This window comes from Flavobacterium sp. T50_26, assembly GCF_057652995.1.
The window spans coordinates 77,686-97,156 of record NZ_JBYFCC010000001.1 but is presented as its reverse complement, the minus strand read 5'-3'; the positions used below and the strand labels follow the sequence as shown (position 1 = coordinate 97,156).

General features: G+C 32.5%; 20 protein-coding genes. 10 read left to right on the top strand and 10 right to left on the bottom strand.

The genetic code is table 11. The features are described from left to right. Window positions 1-55 precede the first annotated feature (55 nt). Window positions 56-892, bottom strand: a complete 837-nt coding sequence (locus tag AC23MC_RS00455; RefSeq protein WP_487566515.1) for a LapA family protein — start codon at window positions 890-892, stop codon at window positions 56-58. 859 nt (window positions 893-1,751) lie between these two features. Between AC23MC_RS00455 and AC23MC_RS00450 the strand changes: the two genes are divergently transcribed. Both AC23MC_RS00450 and AC23MC_RS00445 read left to right on the top strand, forming a co-directional pair. Continuing rightward, window positions 1,752-2,870, top strand: coding sequence for a vWA domain-containing protein (locus tag AC23MC_RS00450; RefSeq protein WP_487566516.1), 1,119 nt, complete (start codon window positions 1,752-1,754; stop codon window positions 2,868-2,870). 120 nt (window positions 2,871-2,990) lie between these two features. Next, window positions 2,991-4,448 carry a magnesium chelatase gene (locus AC23MC_RS00445; RefSeq protein ID WP_487566517.1) on the top strand — a complete coding sequence of 486 codons (1,458 nt, stop codon included), beginning with the start codon at window positions 2,991-2,993 and terminating at the stop codon, window positions 4,446-4,448. A 194-nt stretch (window positions 4,449-4,642) separates the two neighbouring features. Here the strand turns inward: AC23MC_RS00445 and AC23MC_RS00440 are convergent, their stop codons facing one another. From AC23MC_RS00440 to AC23MC_RS00400, 9 genes are all read right to left on the bottom strand, one after another. After that, window positions 4,643-5,902 (bottom strand): hypothetical protein, encoded by a 1,260-nt coding sequence (locus tag AC23MC_RS00440; protein WP_487566518.1) that lies wholly within the window; start codon window positions 5,900-5,902, stop codon window positions 4,643-4,645. A 67-nt stretch (window positions 5,903-5,969) separates the two neighbouring features. After that, the gene (locus AC23MC_RS00435; RefSeq protein WP_487566519.1) at window positions 5,970-6,704 is read right to left on the bottom strand and encodes a hypothetical protein; all 735 of its coding nucleotides are present in this window, start codon (window positions 6,702-6,704) and stop codon (window positions 5,970-5,972) included. Window positions 6,705-6,718: 14 nt separating this feature from the next. Continuing rightward, window positions 6,719-7,159, bottom strand: coding sequence for a hypothetical protein (locus tag AC23MC_RS00430; protein WP_487566520.1), 441 nt, complete (start codon window positions 7,157-7,159; stop codon window positions 6,719-6,721). A gap of 79 nt (window positions 7,160-7,238) precedes the next feature. After that, window positions 7,239-7,844: a hypothetical protein gene (locus tag AC23MC_RS00425; RefSeq protein WP_487566521.1), complete on the bottom strand. Its 606-nt coding sequence runs from the start codon at window positions 7,842-7,844 to the stop codon at window positions 7,239-7,241. A gap of 67 nt (window positions 7,845-7,911) precedes the next feature. Beyond that, window positions 7,912-8,583 carry a hypothetical protein gene (locus AC23MC_RS00420; protein WP_487566522.1) on the bottom strand — a complete coding sequence of 224 codons (672 nt, stop codon included), beginning with the start codon at window positions 8,581-8,583 and terminating at the stop codon, window positions 7,912-7,914. A gap of 14 nt (window positions 8,584-8,597) precedes the next feature. Beyond that, the gene (locus AC23MC_RS00415) at window positions 8,598-9,749 is read right to left on the bottom strand and encodes a YARHG domain-containing protein (protein ID WP_487566523.1); all 1,152 of its coding nucleotides are present in this window, start codon (window positions 9,747-9,749) and stop codon (window positions 8,598-8,600) included. A gap of 587 nt (window positions 9,750-10,336) precedes the next feature. Beyond that, window positions 10,337-10,537, bottom strand: coding sequence for a YqaE/Pmp3 family membrane protein (locus tag AC23MC_RS00410; RefSeq protein WP_487566524.1), 201 nt, complete (start codon window positions 10,535-10,537; stop codon window positions 10,337-10,339). Between the two features lie 62 nt (window positions 10,538-10,599). Beyond that, complete coding sequence (locus AC23MC_RS00405) at window positions 10,600-10,980, bottom strand: PH domain-containing protein (RefSeq protein WP_487566525.1); 381 nt, start codon at window positions 10,978-10,980, stop codon at window positions 10,600-10,602. Window positions 10,981-11,181: 201 nt separating this feature from the next. Next, window positions 11,182-11,880 carry a gasdermin gene (locus AC23MC_RS00400; RefSeq protein ID WP_487566526.1) on the bottom strand — a complete coding sequence of 233 codons (699 nt, stop codon included), beginning with the start codon at window positions 11,878-11,880 and terminating at the stop codon, window positions 11,182-11,184. Window positions 11,881-12,279: 399 nt separating this feature from the next. Here AC23MC_RS00400 and AC23MC_RS00395 point away from each other — a divergent pair, with 399 nt between their 5' ends. From AC23MC_RS00395 to AC23MC_RS00360, 8 genes are all read left to right on the top strand, one after another. Continuing rightward, window positions 12,280-12,813, top strand: coding sequence for a Crp/Fnr family transcriptional regulator (locus AC23MC_RS00395; protein ID WP_487570617.1), 534 nt, complete (start codon window positions 12,280-12,282; stop codon window positions 12,811-12,813). Window positions 12,814-12,878: 65 nt separating this feature from the next. Next, window positions 12,879-13,406, top strand: coding sequence for a heme-binding protein (locus AC23MC_RS00390; protein WP_487566528.1), 528 nt, complete (start codon window positions 12,879-12,881; stop codon window positions 13,404-13,406). A gap of 25 nt (window positions 13,407-13,431) precedes the next feature. Next, window positions 13,432-13,839, top strand: coding sequence for a hydroxyisourate hydrolase (gene uraH, locus AC23MC_RS00385; RefSeq protein ID WP_487566529.1), 408 nt, complete (start codon window positions 13,432-13,434; stop codon window positions 13,837-13,839). Window positions 13,840-14,207: 368 nt separating this feature from the next. Beyond that, window positions 14,208-16,016, top strand: coding sequence for a tetratricopeptide repeat-containing sensor histidine kinase (locus AC23MC_RS00380; RefSeq protein WP_487566530.1), 1,809 nt, complete (start codon window positions 14,208-14,210; stop codon window positions 16,014-16,016). Window positions 16,017-16,024: 8 nt separating this feature from the next. Next, complete coding sequence (locus tag AC23MC_RS00375; protein WP_487566531.1) at window positions 16,025-16,774, top strand: LytR/AlgR family response regulator transcription factor; 750 nt, start codon at window positions 16,025-16,027, stop codon at window positions 16,772-16,774. Window positions 16,775-16,993: 219 nt separating this feature from the next. Next, complete coding sequence (locus tag AC23MC_RS00370; protein WP_487566532.1) at window positions 16,994-18,178, top strand: hypothetical protein; 1,185 nt, start codon at window positions 16,994-16,996, stop codon at window positions 18,176-18,178. Window positions 18,179-18,190: 12 nt separating this feature from the next. Then, window positions 18,191-19,213: a T9SS type A sorting domain-containing protein gene (locus AC23MC_RS00365; RefSeq protein WP_487566533.1), complete on the top strand. Its 1,023-nt coding sequence runs from the start codon at window positions 18,191-18,193 to the stop codon at window positions 19,211-19,213. Window positions 19,214-19,235: 22 nt separating this feature from the next. Then, a complete protein-coding gene (locus AC23MC_RS00360) occupies window positions 19,236-19,403 on the top strand; it encodes a hypothetical protein (protein ID WP_487566534.1) in 168 nt (55 codons plus the stop codon). Window positions 19,404-19,471 lie beyond the last annotated feature (68 nt).

Here is a 19,471-nt window from a genome sequence, read left to right as displayed (position 1 = left end):
ATTAAGAAAATGTGTTTTAGTAGAAAAGAGAGCATGTATACATAGCTAAAAAATATTATCGTAAATTTTTAGTATGCCTGATTCGATAGGTTCTGATAATGTTTTCCATTTCGCTATGTGATACGTTTAACGGATCAAGTTCAATTTTTTCAAATCCATCTTCGTCATAAAAATAAGTCAGATAGGATTTGGAAGATTTACCAAAACCTTCTTGAATTACTTCTTCACCTTCAATGGTAGACCAGTCTTTAAAATGCACATTACTGGTTGTTATTCCTTTACTGTCGATGCTGATTTGTGGTTTAGCGTTAAATACTTTCTTAGATTCTTTAAATAAGGTATAAACTCCGACAGAAAACAAAATAGAACCCAACAGTAAGAATTTTGTTTCCCCTTGAAGAAAATAATAAACGCCAAGAGCAACTATAAAAAAGGCAACACCCATCTCTACATACATAGTTACCTTAGAAAAGTTGATTTCTTTTTTTGGAGGAAGTGAATAATCCTCTCTAAAAGTGTCTTCTTTTTCAAATTTCTTCGCAATCTTTTTTAATTCATTTTTGTCGTGGTCGTTTCTGATTTCGGTTTTCTCAAAAACATTTCCGTCTTCCCAAATTAATTTTTCTTGAATTGCTCTTTTTTTTAATTCGTTTACATTGTGTACATTGGCAAAAGCCCAAATTCTCCATTTGGTTATCATATAACTCCAAATTAGCCAAGCTAAAATAAATCCAATTAAAAAGGCAATTGCACTACCCCATTTAGGAATATAATTTTGGTCGGATAAGTATAATCCTAACGCTGGACAACCCATGATCATTAAAACCACCGGAACGTTCACCATTAAATGACCTCTTTTTATTGCTTTGTCAACCGATACTTCTAATCTCATGTGAAATTATACTAAAAACTAATTCTGTTTTTGTGATTGTAATTTGCTTATAAAAGTAAAAAATAATCTTCAAAGTAAATTAAAAAGGTGAGAGGATAGCCAAAACGAGTATACATTATTGTCCCCTATCGTACACTATCATACAGTATTGTCCACCATCGTACACTAGCCATACACTACATTACACAATCCAACTTTAGAAAATCATAAAAGTGTAACCTTTGAAAAAACTTTTTTGAAATGGTTGCCGAAAACATTTTAGTCATAGCCGAACAGCTCTCCATAGAGGAGCAAATTCGCTTGTATAAAATGATCGGGGAGAGGGTGAAAAGTAAAACTCGTAAAAATAAAATTAAATCTCATCATGCTATTACAAATGAAGAGGCGATTGAATTTATTAAGAAGATGTGTTTTAGTAGGGAGGTGGGGTTGTATTGATTTTTAAAGTTCATTTGTGAACGGATTAGCCGTTTTTTATAGCCAGTTTTGTTGAGCAAATCTATTCTTCCTTCACAGGGTTCGTATTAATTCAGTATTCAAATTTCACTAATTTATTTTGGTTTTTATCCATTTCAGCTTTTTTTGAGTTGAACTCTACCTTATCAACGCAACTATCCATCATGAATCCAAAATAGGCTGCAACGCTTATCATCGGTTGTGTTAAATGTCCTATTTTTAATTATTTCAATATAGTAATCTTAAAAATCATTCCGGAAATAATTTTTCCCTTCAACAAAAGGGATGGTAAAATAGGTTGGGAGTGTTTAGTTACTCAAAGCATATTGATCTTATTTACTTTAACTAAAAATTAGTATTCGTTGTACATTAGACTGCGTTCGATTTTAGTAATTTTATGGTTATGAAAAAAGAAAGTAAAAAAGGGTTTTTCTTCAAAAACTACGAAGCACCTTTCGTTTCACCTTTTGACAAATTATTTGAAATTTTTAAGGAGCTAATTACACACACCTCAGGTGATTTTGACGAGGCTATCGACTGGCTTCGTCAATTGGATGTAGAATATAAACTTACCGATAAAAATTATACGATTGATGATTTTATAGAAGATTTAAAGAAAAAAGGATACATCCGAGAAGAAATTAAAGATGATGGAACGTCAGGAACCGGCATTACTTCTAAAACAGAACGTGCCATACGGCAACAAGCGTTGAATCAAATTTTTGGTAATTTAAAAAAATCCGGAACCGGAAACCATAAAACCAAGCATGCCGGAAGCGGTGATGAACAAACCGGCGAATTTCGTGCCTATCATTTCGGCGATTGCTTAGACCGTATTTCGCTTACCGAAAGTCTTCGCAATGCTCAAATTAATCATGGAATTGCTGATTTTCAATTAACAGAAAATGATTTGGTGGTAGAAGATACTCATTTTAAAGCCCAGATGAGTACCGTTTTGATGATCGACATCAGTCATAGTATGATTTTGTATGGCGAAGACCGCATCACGCCGGCCAAAAAAGTGGCTATGGCCTTGGCAGAACTCATTACCACTCGTTACCCAAAAGATACACTTGATATTTTAGTTTTTGGAAACGATGCTTGGCCAATTGCCATCAAAGAACTACCGTATCTTAAGGTTGGCCCTTATCATACCAACACGGTGGCGGGTTTGCAACTGGCAATGGACATGCTTCGCAGAAAACGAAACACCAATAAGCAAATTTTTATGATCACGGATGGAAAGCCCAGTTGCGTGAGAGAAAAAGACGGCACCTATTACATGAACAGCAATGGTTTGGATGAGTACATAGTAGAACAATGTTATAACCATGCTGCACAAGCACGAAAATTGCATATTCCAATTACCACGTTTATGATTGCCAATGACCCTTATTTACAACAGTTTGTGAACCATTTTACCGAAGCCAATCAAGGAAAAGCATTTTACACCGGACTTAAAGGATTGGGTGAAATGATTTTTGAAGATTATGAGAGTAATCGAAAGAAGAGGGTGAAGTAGGGAATTTAGAATTTAGAATTTAGAATTTAGAATGGAATGTACTACTACTAACTGCAGACAACCGACAACAGATAACCGACAACCGATAACAGACAACAGCCAACCGACAACAGAAAAAAAATGAAAAACATACAAACATTAGCTGAATTAAAAGCATCCGGATATATATCCAAAAGCATCAAAGACGAATTGCGTGATAACTTACGAGACAAAATTAAAGCCGGAGTTCCTGTTTTTGAAGGTGTGCATGGATTTGAAAATACCGTTATACCCGAATTAGAGCGTGCCATTTTATCGCGACACAACATCAACTTATTAGGTCTTCGCGGTCAGGCCAAAACACGATTGGCTCGTAAAATGATTGAATTATTAGACGAATATATTCCTATTGTAGCCGGTTCAGAAATTAATGATGATCCGTTAAACCCCATTTCACGTTATGCTACTACTTTGCTGGCGGAGAAAGGGGATGCTACACCAATAGCGTGGTTGCATCGAAGTGAGCGTTTTGCAGAGAAATTGGCCACTCCGGATGTTACCGTAGCTGATTTAATTGGCGATGTTGACCCAATCAAAGCAGCTAATTTAAAGCTTTCCTATGCTGATGATCGCGTGATCCATTTTGGAATGATTCCCCGGGCTAATCGTTGCATTTTTGTGATTAACGAATTGCCCGATTTGCAGGCTCGAATTCAAGTGGCGTTGTTCAATATATTACAAGAAGGTGACATTCAAATTCGCGGATTCAAAGTCCGCATGCCATTGGATATGCAATTTGTCTTTACTGCCAATCCGGAAGATTACACCAATCGAGGAAGTATCGTCACTCCGCTAAAAGACCGTATTGGTTCGCAAATATTGACACATTACCCCGAAACGCTGGCGGTTGCTCGGAATATCACACAGCAAGAGGCCAAATTAAATACCACACAAACAGATGCGGTTTATGTTCCCTCCATCGCTAAAGATTTATTGGAACAAATTAGTTTTGAAGCTCGTGAAAGTGAATTTATTGATGCCAAGAGTGGCGTGAGTGCCCGGATGAGTATCACGGCTTATGAAAATTTAATTAGTACGGCAGAGCGACGAGCACTACTTTCCGGCAACGACCAAACAGTGGTTCGTTTGTCTGATTTTATGGGCATTATTCCGGCTATTACCGGAAAAGTAGAATTAGTGTATGAAGGCGAGCAAGAAGGGGCTGCTGTTGTGGCACAACACCTTATTACTGATTCCATCCGCACTTTCTTTCCCGCTTTTTTTCCTAAAATAGAAAAACTCGAACGCGATGCTGATGCGAGTCCGTATGCGAAAGTACTCGAATGGTTTTTTGCTGAAACCGGTTTTGAATTACTTGATGATGCCCCCGATGACGTGTATCAAAAACAATTGGATAAGATTCAACCCTTGGAAGATTTAATTCAGCGGTACCAACCTTCTTTTCCTATTGAAGACAAGTATTTTTTAAAGGAATTAATTTTATGGGGTTTAGTAGAATACAATAAATTAAGCAAGGAGCGTTTGACAGAGGGATTTCAATTTAAAGATTTGTACAGTAGTTTTATTACTAAATTGTAATGAATATGTTGGAAAGATTAGAATAGCTTTTTCAAATTGAATGCGAGCACCTCCTATGCGAAGTTTTGAAAATTTTGTAATTTTAGTAACAACCCCACTGATGAAGAGGCGATTGCATTTGTTAAGATGATGTGTTTTATTAGGGAGGTGGGGTTGTATTGATTTAAGGTTTTTTTATGTGAAATATTTACTGTTTAATCTAATTCATACTTTGAAAGGAGCTGATTTATTTCATTTATTTTTTTCCATGGTAATGCTTCTTTCCATTTTTTTGGCGATTCTATTAGTTGAAACTTTGTATTCCATTTCCAATGATAACGGACATTAGGTGAAAATCCTTGAAAGATTTCATCATATTCATCTCTGATAAAAAGTATTTTTTCAATATTTCCATTTGCATTATATTCCACATAGAGGTATTGGGTTAAATCACCGCTAGTTTTTGTTCCGGGAACTTTCCAATTAAATGATTTTTCAACTAAAAGACCTTCTTCGTTGTATCTCATATTGCCGGAACTGTAGCTTTTAAATTTTATCTTTCCATTTTCAAACCACGTATAACTAGTGTCTTTTTGTTGAATGTATTTTGGTCTACCATCCTCAAAATATTCCTCTTTATAAAGATAATCGCGAGTGGATATAGTATCTTGAAATGAAGGGTTAAATTCACTTCGTTGGACTATTGGATACCTTCTCTCTAAATATCTTTGCTGAATTTTTCGATTGTCGTGTTTTTTTATATTTTTTTCAAAAACCGTATCTCCTTTGGAAAAAATGGTGATTTCAGACTCAAGTTCTCCGTCTTCAAACCACGCAGCTATTGTGTCGTTTTTGTGTTTAAACTTTAATGCTCCCGATTCATAAAATCTTTCATATAGGTGGGGTATTGGTTCAAAATATAATGAACTTTCGGGATATTTTTTTACACTTTTTTGATTGCCGTTTTCATAGAATTCAATCCAAATTCCTTCTTCAAAGCCATATTTATTTAGCTTGTTTATTGTTTCTCCTTTATATAATTCACTTCTAGGTTCTACTGTTGAGTAGTGGTCATCTGAAAGTTCTATTTTTTCATTATTAAAATACACTTCAAAATTTTCGGTTACCAATCCTGTAATTTCATAGTTAATAGAGAAGCAGCAATTACAAGTGCAAAGTTCACCGTTAAGTTCTTTATAAGGAAGGAGCATTAATTTATTATTTTGAAAGGCTATTTCCGGTCTAAATGAAATGCAACAATTATCTGAAAAATTCACGGTAATGGAGGTAATTCCATTATTAGACTCAAAATGAGTAATTCTGTTGACTAATCGGTAGGGATCGTATGTGTTATCACAATCCTCTGTAGTCCATTTTTGTAATACCACTTTTGATGCACTTTTTTTATACTTCTCTTGAGCTGTACTACTCAGGAAAGTAATTAAAAAAGCAAGTACAATTAAAATTTTATTCATTGTTCTATTGTTTTAAATAGGTTATCAGCTCAACAAATAGGGTATTTTTGTTAAATCAGTTTTACATTTACAGGAGTTTCAACACTATTCTAATTATAATCAGTATTGCTGCTATTAGTATATATTTTTTCCATTTAAAGTCTGATGTTTTTGTTGGTTGGTTTATTGACTTTTTTTGATGAGCTGGCTGATATACGTGGAATGTAGTTTTTTCAAACAAATCGTCTGCTTCTTCCGTATCTATTTGAACGCCTAATCGTCGTTTGGCGATTTTAAAAGTAAAATCTTCCATGAGTTGGTCTTCAAAATAGACTTCATCCTCATCCTCTTCATCTTTCCAATACAATTTTCCGTTTTCTTCGTAGGCGTTTTGATAGATTTCAATTTCTTCTTCAAATCGTTGACCGAATTCCTGCTTAGTATCCTCGGCTACGTATTTCAGTCGTTTTTTTTCGCCGTTTTGAATTAAGGAATAGCCTTGAAAATTCACTGAACTCACACAACTTACCGTTACAATTTCTGCTGTTGGAAATTGGTTGACTAACTTTTTTTCGTAGGCTGCTAAATTCAAGTTTTTAGCCTCTTCAATAGCTTTTGTTGTTAATTTATAGCCGTCACAAATGATAATATTTCCGTTATAATAGCCTATGCCAATCTGGTTGTTTTTAGGGTTTAAAATTTCATCAAACGTAGTATTTTCAATTTGTTCATAATTGATGAAGCCCAATAGTTCTAAAAGTTCATTTTCATTTGAGAAATTTTCTTTGTTTTCGATTATAATTAATGATGTGTTCCAACCCATGTTTATTAACTTTTTTAAAATCTCTTTTCACTACTAAAATTCATTTCCCAAAATCCATTTCCGGGATTGAATAGTATTGGAATTATTCCAAAGATAAATTCAATTCTTCGTTTGAATTTCCAAGTGCCAACAATTGTGGTTTTATTTTCGGAAAATGTGCCAAAATAATATAAGGTTGGATGTTTTTTATTTGTTTTTATTCTTTCTCCTTTCAGATTAATTTGATCATTTATAGGCATTAACTTTTGGAATGAAATTTTATTCTTTTCAATTTTACCGATAATTTTACCGGTTTCTTCCATTCCTCCGGTGGCAATATCATCATTCACTCTACCACTAAAGTTGACTCCGTCAAATTTTTCAATGGTAATTTCAAAATAGGTCTTTTCAAAACCTATCATCTTTTGAATTCGCTCTTTCTCAAACTTATAATAACCTTTCCAATGTCCTATCATTTTACTAAAATAAAAAAAATAGTGTTACTGCTTGTATTTCAATACTACATATTTTTTAAAGTGCATTTTTTCAGAGATTTTATTCATCTGCTATAAAATAATTGTATCCTATTTCTTTTACGAGAGTACGGACAGTTTTTTCATCTGAAACTTTGTGAATTAAAATAATATTTTCATCACTTTCTGTATCAACAAAGCCATATTGAAAACCATAGTTCCTTAATAGTTTATCGCTTTCAATTGTGCAGTTGAAATCATTCCATTGATACTTTTCTGAAGCAGATGAAAGATCTACTTGTATGTTGAAATTTTTATTCATTAGTTCAGTTACTTCAAGTGTACTATCAAAAAAGCTATTATTTTTATTTTTTCTGATTAGAAAAGGGATGTTGTTTTTCTCAATAAATTCGAGTATAAAATTCAAATTTGTATAATATAAATCACTTCCTGAATAGTTATTCATTGTGTCAATAAAACTGTTAAATGATTTTTGATAATCAGAATTCAAAACTAATTGGCCAAGTTTTTTATATGCTTGTTTTTCTAAATAAAAAGAGTCTATCGACGCTTTCGAGTTACTATTTGTCTTACTCTGTTCTGATTTATTTTGACTTTGTGCCAAACTTAATTGAGGAAAACAAGAGTATACAATAATGGAAAAAATTAAAACAACATGTATTTGCATAACTCTCTTTTTAAAAAATTAAGATATATTAAACTCCAACTTACTTATTTCAACCACTTGTTTGTCGTTAATCATTTTTTATTATTTCGTAATGATACCAATTAACAAACACTAAATTAAAGGTTTTATTTATTTTTAAAATTTCGTTTTTCGTAGCTTCGTTCCACTTAGCAATACAAAGTTCAATTACTTGATCGTCTTTTAGTGTCCCAAAGTAAGTAGTATTTTCTGTTTTAAATGCAAAACCCTTTACAAGTGCATTCCCATCTATAATCACTTGTCCAACCGAATTGAATTTCAGTAGCGTTTTCAATTCGTTAAAATTGACTGTCAAATTAGGCAAACCGATTGTTTTTCTAACGTGACAATTTTTGAATAATGTATAATCCTCAGCCTTTTTACTATGATTATCCCAAATTTCTTTTATCTCTTTAAACTCGAGTTGTATAGCAGATAAAGCACTACCATTTAAAAATTCATTTTGTCGGTAATCGTCTTCATGAATATAAATGTCAAACTCCGTATCCTTTGTTTTTGGTGAAGTTTGAGGAAATTCGTTTGAAATTGTTGGTAAAGTAAACCAAAGGTCATTTGGATTTACCATCTTAAACTTTTCGGATTCTTGTGGTGCTTTTTTGTTTCGTCCAAATATTTTGTCAAATAATCCCATCTTGTCATTATCTTTTGTTGAACAACTTATAAATAGTAAAGTTATAATTGTAAATAGAACGTGTTTCATAAAATTATCGTTTTTTATTTCCATTTTTCTATCCACTTTTTTTCATTTTCAGATAGCATTTCTACTTCCGGTATGTAATTGGGATTGGATATGTACCAATCCATTTTTTGGAAATAATGGTTCAGTTCTTGGTTTTGAAAAATATAACCACGTCTTGCGAAAGGTAAATTTTTCAAAACTCTTCGATGGAAATCATTTTCCGGTGAATTGATTTTATCATCTTGAAAATAGGAAAATGGGAGGTAGCTAAAATTTTGAAAACCAAAATAATTTTGAGCAAAGAGAAACAACTCGCCCTCAATTTTAAAATTCTTTTTTTGAAAAATAAGTGTACCTTTTTGTAAATGAAATTTTAAAGCACCTTTTTCAAACAAAGTATTTTGATTTTCTTTGATGTTTTCCACTTTTCCGATGCCGTTAATTAACCAATCATCAGTAGTTTTAAAGAAGGATTTCGGAATTGAAAATGTCTCAAATTCACCCATGTCAATAATTAGCGTAAAATCATCAATTTGATTATTTGCCCAACGATTGGCTGCGGTTAAAACATATTCAAAGTTGTAGTTATATTCTACAGAACGGGATATGTTGAAGTTATAGGTGTGTTTGATGATATTCAATCCTTTTTTAAAATGGGTTTCAAAATGATAGACATAATAAAAATTGACATCGTTAATATTTTGATTTTCATCTAAAATTGCCAAATCCAACGACTTTATTTTTCCGCTTTTAGCGTATAATGAATCCGCAACATACGCCACATTGTACTTTAAAATGCTGTTGTTTACCTCTACTGTAAAATCCCGCATGTAAGGATGCTTTCCATTTTTAGGCGTTCCGTCTGCATCACCCTCCGGTGAAAAAGCTTCAAAACCCACGGTTATTGTTTTGGCTTCTTTTGGATTGAAAAATTCATAATAAACGGATACTTCAATAAATTGATTACGAACTTTTTTGACGGTCAAGATTTCTTTTTTTACACTTATGTTGGTTTCAAATATAGGAATCAATTGATTTCCTTTTGCAAAAAATGCTCCGTCATTAGCATAAGTGAGAAAGCTAAAAAGCGAAAATAGTAAAAGAAACCTTTGCTTTTTTATAGGATGTAGTAGGGTAGAATTATAAATACAACAAGTTAGAATAATTAATTTAAAAATCAGTTTCATGTTTTAATCTGTCTTTTACTGTTAGTATTTTTAACTTGCCGATAACTTAAAGATAGTTGTTTTTTTATAATATAAACCAACTCTAAAGAAGTAGCTATAGTTCTACTAAAATAATAAAATTTAATTTACACCAATATTATTTTTTGATCAGAAAAATTTAAAAAAATAGCATTAAAAAATATCCGAAATAAACGCCGTTTTACTACCAAAAAAAACTACCTTAGTACCAGTTAAAATGAATATTAATCGTACACAATTCCGTACACGATTTTAAATAAAGTCAACGTTTTAGCGGGTTAAAAAGGCAGTTTTTAAAAGTAGGAAAATTAGCTCATAACCCGAAGGTCACAGGTTCGAGTCCTGTTCCCGCTACAAAGGAAACCTCAGTTAACGCTGGGGTTTTTTATTTTATAGCACTTCTGTCATGACTGCTTAATGAATCTAACACGGATATTCCGATTGCATCTGAACGGATTAAGAGGATTGACGCAGATTTTTGATTCGCTTTGCGAAAGCAGATGTTCACGGATTGGTGAGTGCCAAATTCGAGGCATGTATTTCAAACTTTGTAATTTTACTGTTCTTTTTTAATTCCGCTTCATCTCCTTAATAATTTTATTCGTTCTCCTATCCGCATACATCCGATTTAATGCCGTAAAAGCCCAAATCACGGCAGGTATCCAACCGATAATCGTGATTTGAAGAAGTAAACAAATAATACCCGAAAGTATTTTTCCTTGTAAAAGCAAGGAAAGCCAAGGGAGGAAGAAAGCGATGACGTAACGCATAATTTATTTAAAATTTTTTAAGATTTTTTCAACCCTCGAAGGGTTTCTAACCTTTCGCGGGTTTATTTCAACACATGATGAGCCAGCACCTTCTGTACATCATACACATTGACCGATTTGTTAAACTGTTTTCGAATGCTGGGTTGAACTTCACTTGAAATCCAAATTTTTAATTCTGCTTCCAAGTCAAATGTTCCTGCTGTTTCTATGCTAAATCGTGTGATGGCTTTGTAATTAATCGATTTGTATTCGGTTTTGCTTCCGGTTATACCTTGTACTTCCACAAAAATCAACCGTTTGTTAGTGAAGATAAACGTATCTCGAATGAGCTTAAATCCCAATTCAATTTCTTCCGAATCGGTGAGGAGTTGCCCATATTTTTTTATTAATTCTTCCTGGCTAACGGCTCCTGCGTTGCCTAATAATGCTGAAAATAGTCCCATTTGTATATAGTTTATTAATTTGTTTTTTTAAGCTACTATTCGGTACAATGTAAATAGACAATCTTGTCATTCTTACAGCGTAAGAATCCCGGTAGCTATGAACTCTTACACTTTTAAAGCTTTCTCTTCTCAGCACTTTTGTTTACTATTCACTCTAGCAGTAAGTTTTTTAAAGGTACATTTTAAAAAGTGACTATTTGATTAAAACATATCTCTATTATCCGTAATCATTTTATGGTTTTTAAAAATACCTTTGTTGAAATTTAATCTGCTTGCTTTTACAGCAATGGGGTAGTGGTCGCCGGTTTCGGCAGTCATGACTAATTTTTTGGTTGAACTAGAGCTAAAGTCGATTTTGCCTTCTGCCAAGTCGGTTAATTTTGCTTTTACTTCTGCAGAAATTTCTAAATCGGTTTCAATTTCAACTTTTAAATTTTTTGCATACAAAACGCCGGTTACAATAATTACATCGTTCTTGTTTAGGTTGTTGTAGAGTAAGATATTGGGATGTAAAAAATCATAATTTGATAAATATTGTTCTAATTGACCCAGCTGAATTTCTTTCGTTATAGAGTTGTCGTAGCTGATAGAGACTTTTTTTCCACTTTTAATTTCGGCCGATAGATTTAAATTTGCAAGACCCAACGATTTGAGAATTTCTTCAAGAGCCGTTAAACCAATATTGAAATTGTATTCGTTTTTTGAGGTAGAATTTACTGTTAATGCAGAATTTGTTATAACCGTTAACTCAACATCACTTTTCATAGCAAAGCTGATTTGGTCATAATACATCTGAATTTTATCAAAATCTTTTTTTAACCATAATTGGGTAAGTTTGTGATTTCTAACGGGAGATTCAATTAAATCATATCCCGCTTTTTTTAATTTTTTTGTTAACATAGCATTGATTTTTATGCCTACTCTATACTTCCCTTTTCGGCTGACTGGATTTATTTTCAAACTTATTAAATTTATAAATTAAAAACATCCCCACAATTGAGTATTTTATTCATAATCATACTATTATTTGGAAATTGATGGGTAGTGGTAATGTTTTTTTTGATTACGCTATCTTTTTTTAACTGCAAAGAGTTGTAAGAACATAACCTGTTTTGAAAGGGTTTGGTTTACCCATACAAGTTCTTTTATAAATTTTATTTTAGTTGACTACTTAATACTACTTATATTTACACAGTTAAAGCGGGTAAGTTATAAAATTGACGTTTGACTTTGAACTGATTTTGTTAATTAAATTTTTTTAGTTTGTTTACAGTATTAAAAACGTTTTTGAAAGGTAAAATGAAAAAGGATGTAGATTCTATTGACTATATCTGCTCGCATTTTAAATCTGTTCAGACCAAACGAAACGAAATTTTAATTGCTTATCACGACATTGCGAATAGTTATTATTTTGTTAGCAGTGGTTGTGTTCGATTATTTACATTTACAAAAGAAGGACAAGAAATTTCGAGGTATTTTGCTTATGAGGGAAATTTTGTTACTGCACTTCCCAGTTTTATAGATCAAAAACCGGCAGAAGAGTTTTTGCAAACTATTGAAAAATCTGAATTGTTGTTTGTGAGCAGGTCGGATTTTTATAAATTGGTGCATGAATTTCCTGAATTTGCCAAAATTTATACGGAAATTCTCGAACTTGGATTTGTTGTTGCACAAAAAAGAATCTACGGTTTTCAAGGTTTTGATGCCATGGAAAAAGTGAAATGGGTAATAAAAAATCAACCACAATTACTACTTCGGGTCTCCAATAAAATGGCTGCTTCCTACTTGGGTTTATCACCTTCTACACTTAGCCGAATAAAATCAAAATTATAAAAGTGTTGCTCTAGAGCAACAATTAGTTTTTTTCTGTACATTAACTTTGCAGAAAAATTTCAGCTATGAACTATTTCTTACTATTATTGGCACTATTTTCATCCATTGGTTATGGTCAGAAAAAAGAGAAAGACACATCAACTCAACAAACCGAAAACACCTACATTCAACCTTCTTTTCAATTAACACAACATGCTGCTTTTGAATTGTTGATTCGTGCCAATCAAAAAGCAAAAGAATTAAACAAAAGTGTTTCAATAGCTATTTTGGATGATGCAGGAAATAGTATATTGGTTGCACAAGGCGACGGAGTTGGTCCGCATAATACAGAAGCTGCAAGACGAAAAGCCTTTACGGCATTATCAACAAAAACATCTACGTGGGTGTTATTGAGAAATGCAGAACAAAGTTTAGATACTAAAAATCTAGCTACTTTACCGGAACTTTTACTTTTAAGTGGCGGACGTCCCATTTTGTATAATGGAAAGTTGATAGGAAGCGTTGGTGTTGCAGGCGGAGGGAGTCCGGAAAACGACGACATCATTGCCAAAGCAGCAGCTATCCCTGAATTTAGTATAACAACTATAAATTAGTATAAACTATAACAACTAACAAATTATGAAAAATTCAATCTTCTCTTTTCTGTTTATTTTAATTTCGATGTTTGCAGCTGCACAAGATAGTAAACATCAATTATCAAGTCATATTTTAGATGTTTCAAAAGGTTTACCAGCCACAGGAGTAACAATTAAGCTGGAGCAAATGAATGAGGAAACAAAGAAATGGATTTTTGTAGATGAGAAAAAAACAGACCACAATGGCAGAATTACAGATTTCTTAGCGAATGAAAATGATAATCGCGGAATTTATAAACTAACTTATTACACCAGCGACTACTTTAAAAGTAGTAAAACGGAAAGTTTTTATCCCTTTATTGAAGTAGTTTTTCAAATTAAAGATAAAAGTCATTACCATGTTCCGATTACTCTATCCGCTTTTGGATATACTACCTATAGAGGGAATTAGTACTAATTTACAGGTTTTGTTTTTTTTATATTTAAAATAGTAAATTTTTCGATTTTTACTGTATGCAGATTTTATTAACCCTCGAAGGATTCAAAACTCTTCGAGGGTTAAATTGTTTTTTTACTTTCCAAGTACTAGTTAAATTTATTTTGCATATTTTTTTATTTCCTACATTAGCCACCAAATTTTTACAACGCTTTCAATTTAACTTTATGCATAAAACTTTACGATTAGTTATAACGATAACTATTCTTTTTTTTACTTCAACTCTTTTTTCGCAAGATAGAACGATTGATTCGTTAAAATTGCTTCTCAAAAACCCCAAAGTGCATGACACTGTTAAGCTGTTTGCTATACTAACTGCAAAGATGCAAAAGTATCACGAGACAGATGAAAAACACTACATTCTCAACCGAATGCAAGGGAGTTATGCGTTGGAATGCCTAAAGAAAAAAAGCTCACCAGAAGTGCGTACGGCCTACGTGCAATGCCTTGCCAATTACTACAGTAGTTTAATGGAAGAGCACAAAGCCAAAGGAGATCTTATACCCGCTTTGGCAGCGATAGACAAAAGTATTGCCCTTTTTAAATCGGAAAAATTATATAACGATATGTACTATTCCGTGATGGATAAAGGTCGATTGTATGCAAAGTTTAAACATTTTGAAAAAGGAGCAGAATACCTGTTTGAGGCTCTTCGTTATTTTGAAAAGCATCCCGGTGAAAATCCGGTTGTGGAAATTGGATCGGTCTATTCTAACCTTGCCGGACTTTATTCTATTCAAGGCGATCATGAAAAAGCAATAGAGTATGGTAAAAAAGTTATTGTTTGTTGTGAAGCAAATAAGAGCAATGAATACGTGGAAAACAACGAAAACACAAAATTTGTGACGTACTCTATTATTGGTGTAGCCTATCGTAACCTAAAAAAATATACCGAAGCATTAGATAATTTAAATAGAGCTTTAGCTATTGCTAAAAATTCAAACAGTTCATTTAAAGTTAGTTATGTTTTGAGTCGCCTTGGCAGTGTAAAATTGGCCGAGCAAAAATTTGATGAAGCTGAGGCGTATTACAAAAAAGCACTCGAAGGTGATTTAGATGACAAGAGTTTAGCCAATGGTTATACCGGCATTGCACAACTGTATTTTGAAAAAAAGGACTATGAGCAAGCTTATTTTTATATAACCAAAGGTTTAGATTTGAGTATTAAAACAGAAAGCATCGATCTTCAAGAGGTGGGAAGCGAACTTTTGTTTAAATTGAGTGAAATGCGAAACGATTATAAAAAAGCATTGGAGATGTATCAACTTCACAACAAAATTGTTGGTTATAAGAACGTTGAATCATCAAAAAATGAATTGGAAAAGCAACAACTCAAGTACAATTTTGATAAAAAGGAATTAAAATTAAAATTGGATGCCGAAAAGAAGGCAGCCATCAAAAACAATTGGCTCATTGCTCTTTCTGCTGTACTTGTACTACTTCTGTTAGCAGCTTATTTTTATTATCGAAACAACAAACAAAAACAAGCTATTACTGTTTTGGAGAAAAACCAAATCAAACAAAAGCTACTTATCACTCAGATGAATCCGCACTTCATTTTCAATTCAGTACAAAACATTCGCGGTTTAATCAATAATAAACAAAACAATGAAGCGGTGAATTATTTAGACAAATTTTCTAAACTCACCCGACAAATTCTTGAAAATTCAAATGAGAACTATATTTCGTTGGAAGAAGAGGTTGAAATGATTGAAAATTATCTTTCCATTCAACAACTTTTGTATGACAATAAATTCAACTTTACCATTGATGTGCAAGAAGGAATTGACAAAGAATCGATTTTCTTACCACCAATGTTGGCCCAGCCGTTTATTGAAAATGCCATTAAACACGGATTGAGTAATACCACAGAAAACGGTAAAATTGACGTTCATTTCTATTTAAAACAAGACAAATTGTTTTTTGAAGTAACTGATAACGGCAAAGGGTTTGGCACGGATAAAAAAGTCACTAATCACAAATCATTGGCGATGACTATTACTAAAGAACGATTGGTTTCGTATACTAAAAATAAAGACTTTGTCGTGCAAACCGATAACCTATTCACGTCAGAAGGAACTGTTGGAGGAGCCAAAGTTGTTTTTGAAATTCCATATATTTACGAAAACTAAAATCAATTATGCTACGAGCTATCGTTATTGACGACATTGAAAAAATAAGAAAAGAAAACATCGCGATTATTAAATCTTCTTGCCCCGGTATTTCGATTATTGGGCAAGCTGATTCGGTAGCTTCGGGAATAAAACTAATTAAACAAGTATCGCCCGATTTGGTTTTTTTGGATGTTGAAATGCCCGACGGCACCGGTTTTGACCTGTTGCAAAAGATGAGCCCGATTGCTTTTAAAGTTATTTTTATTACGGGTTATGAAGATTTTGCCATCAGAGCTTTTCGCTTTTCGGCAATTGATTATTTATTGAAACCATTGGATAGTCAAGAATTAACAGAAGCAGTAAAAAAAGCCAAAGAAGCGTTAAGTAAAGAAGTTTTTGATGTGAAACTTCATAATTTATTCTCGAATTTAGAGCGTCCTAAAAACCTTCAAAAACTAATTCTTAAAACGGCCGATAAAATTTATTCCATCAACATTCAGGATATCGTGCATTGCGAATCAGACAAAAATTATACTACTTTTCATTTTATAAATTCTCCAAAACTCATTGTTTCTACCAATTTAAAAGAGTACGAGACTTTGTTGAGTCCACATAACTTTTTTAGAACACACAAGTCGCACTTAATCAACATGGCTTATTTTGATCACTTCATTAAATCGGAAGGAGGAAACACGATTGTGATGAAAAACAAAACCGCTGTTCCGCTTTCTGTTCGCAAAAAAGAAGAGTTTATGGTTTTGCTTGAAAATTTATAGCTCTTTTTATAAAACGTTATTATTCCGATTTTCTACGTTAATGTTGTAATACATTACGTTGGTTCATTGGTTAAAATTTCTGTTTTCATATGGTTTATTTTTGGTCATGAAAATTGTTTTTTTCGTATTTAGAAAACTTTTTTATGGAGTTCAGAAACCATACAAACGAAGCGATTCCGAAAAGCTATATGAGTAGGAGAATAAAAAATGAATAAAAAAATGAAAAAACAATTATTTTTTTTGGCTATTGCTGGTTTCTTTAGTTCAATAGCTTCTGCGGCCGATTTGTACGTTAGAGATTTAGGAGCAGGCGGTGCTTATTCGACCATAAGTGCAGCTATAACAGCAGCTAATGATGGTGACCGTATTATCATTAAACCAAAATCAGGAAATGTACCCTACTTAGAAAACATTACAATCAATAAATCATTAACATTTGTATCAGAAACAAATTTCAGCAGGTATTACGTTCAAGGTACAATTTTAATAGCTCCAGCTGTGAACAGAGTTGTAACAATAAATAATATGTATGCCTTTCAAAGTAGCATCAGTACAACGTCAACTACAATTACAGGCGGTAGATCTACGATCAATATTATCAACAGTATTGCTGATAGTAACTTTGATTTAGATAATACTAAAAATGTTTCTGTACATGTTTTTGGTAGCGAGTGTACAATACTATATTTTGTTCATGGCGAAGTTGCAGGTAACAATTGTGGTCGAATTAATCTTAATAATGATATTGCACCTTTAGCCACAACGGATGTTTTTATTGTAGGTAATGATTCAGGACGTTTAGAGTCTAGTACATCAGCTTATGCAGTAAACATTTTAAATAACGATATTAGTGACTCAACAGGTAACCCTTTAGTCATTTCGGATTTAAAAACATCTTCAACTAACTATATACAGAATAATAGAGTTGTATCTACTTCCTATAATACAGTTCAAGTGTTGCTGAGTTCAACAATACCAAATGGAACCATTGTACTTAATAATAATATTTTAAACACAAGTGCTTCAAGCAGTTCTGTAAATAAAATTAATGTTAACACTAATAATGCAACAGTAATTGCGAATAATAATATTTCAAGTACTACTTTTAATACCACTGGAGTTGATATTTTAAACAATAATTTGGGTAATTCATCTTATACTTTAAATTTGACTACACAAACTGCAACCGGATCTATTGTAAATGGTGGACTAACAGATGAAGAATTTTATGATCTAGATTTAACAATTAATGATGTTGGTCCATTAGGCGGATCAAACTCTTGGGCTAACTATTGGCCAATTAATCCTGGAAATAAACCAAGAATTTCATTTTTAAACACTCCAAGAAGAATTTATACAGGCACAACAGAAATGAATGCAACTGGTTCAGGATATTCTAAATAAATAAACATAAAGATGAAAAAATATATTTATAGTTTATTATTTTGCTTTACTGTAGGAATTTGTTCTGCCCAACTTACATCTGTAATACAAGCAGAATATTTCTGGGATACCGATCCTGGAGAAGGAAATGGTATAGCAATTTCAGCAGTAGATGGAAATTTTAATAATAGCTTTGAAAGAATTGCTGTTTCCGGGTTAGGTGCTCCGAGTGTTGGATTGCATAAGTTCTCTATTCGAATAAAAGATAACACAGGAATTTGGAGTCCTGTTTTTTCAAATGTTATAAAAGTAGAGACAACAACATCACCAGCAACGATTAATTTAGTTCAAGCTGAATATTTTTGGGATGCTGATCCTGGAGAAGGAAATGGAATAGCACTTTCAACAGTAGATGGAGATTTTAATACTAGTTTTGAAAAAATTGCTGTTTCTGGTTTAAATGCTCCCAGTGTTGGGCTACATAAATTCTCAGTTAGAATAAAAGACGATTTAGGAATTTGGAGTCCTGTTTTTACAAATGTTATTAATGTTGACACTACAACAACACCATCTATAGTTAGTTTATCAGAAGCAGAATATTTTTGGGATACTGATCCAGGAGAAGGAAATGGAATAGCTTTTTTAGCAACCGATGGAAATTTTAATACTGCATTTGAAAAACTTGAAAAAATAGCTATTCCAATTGTAAATCCTGTAGGGTTTCACACTTTCAATTCACGAATAAAAGATAGTAATGGGAACTGGAGTCCAATCTTTAAAAATGTAATTTATATTGAAACTGTTTTAGGAAGTGATGAATTTTCGTTTTCAAAAATTGTGATATACCCAAACCCAGTTAAAGATATTTTAAACTTTTCGTTTGACAAAGAAATTACAGCCGTTTCAATCATCAATCTACTAGGACAAGAAGTGTTGTCAAAATCTCTAATCAACGGCGAAACTTCAATCGATGTTGCTAGTTTATCTGCAGGAACTTATTTAGTAAAAGTAACTTCTGCTAATGAAGTAAAAACAGTGAAAGTTATTAAAGAGTAATTGTTAATTTAAAACACTTACGATGACAACACTAAAATTAGCCACTTTTGTTCCTAGCAAAACAGAACTAAAAACATGGATGCTATGCGATTTAATGAACAATGGAATGACAGCTTCCGAATTAAATTGGAGAAGTAATTTTATAAAAATAATACTTCAAAATAATCATTTCTTTGTTTTTAAAATTTAACATCTACATAGCTAATTTCCTATTCATAATCAATTTTAATTAGCTATGTTTGTCTCTTTTTTGAAAAA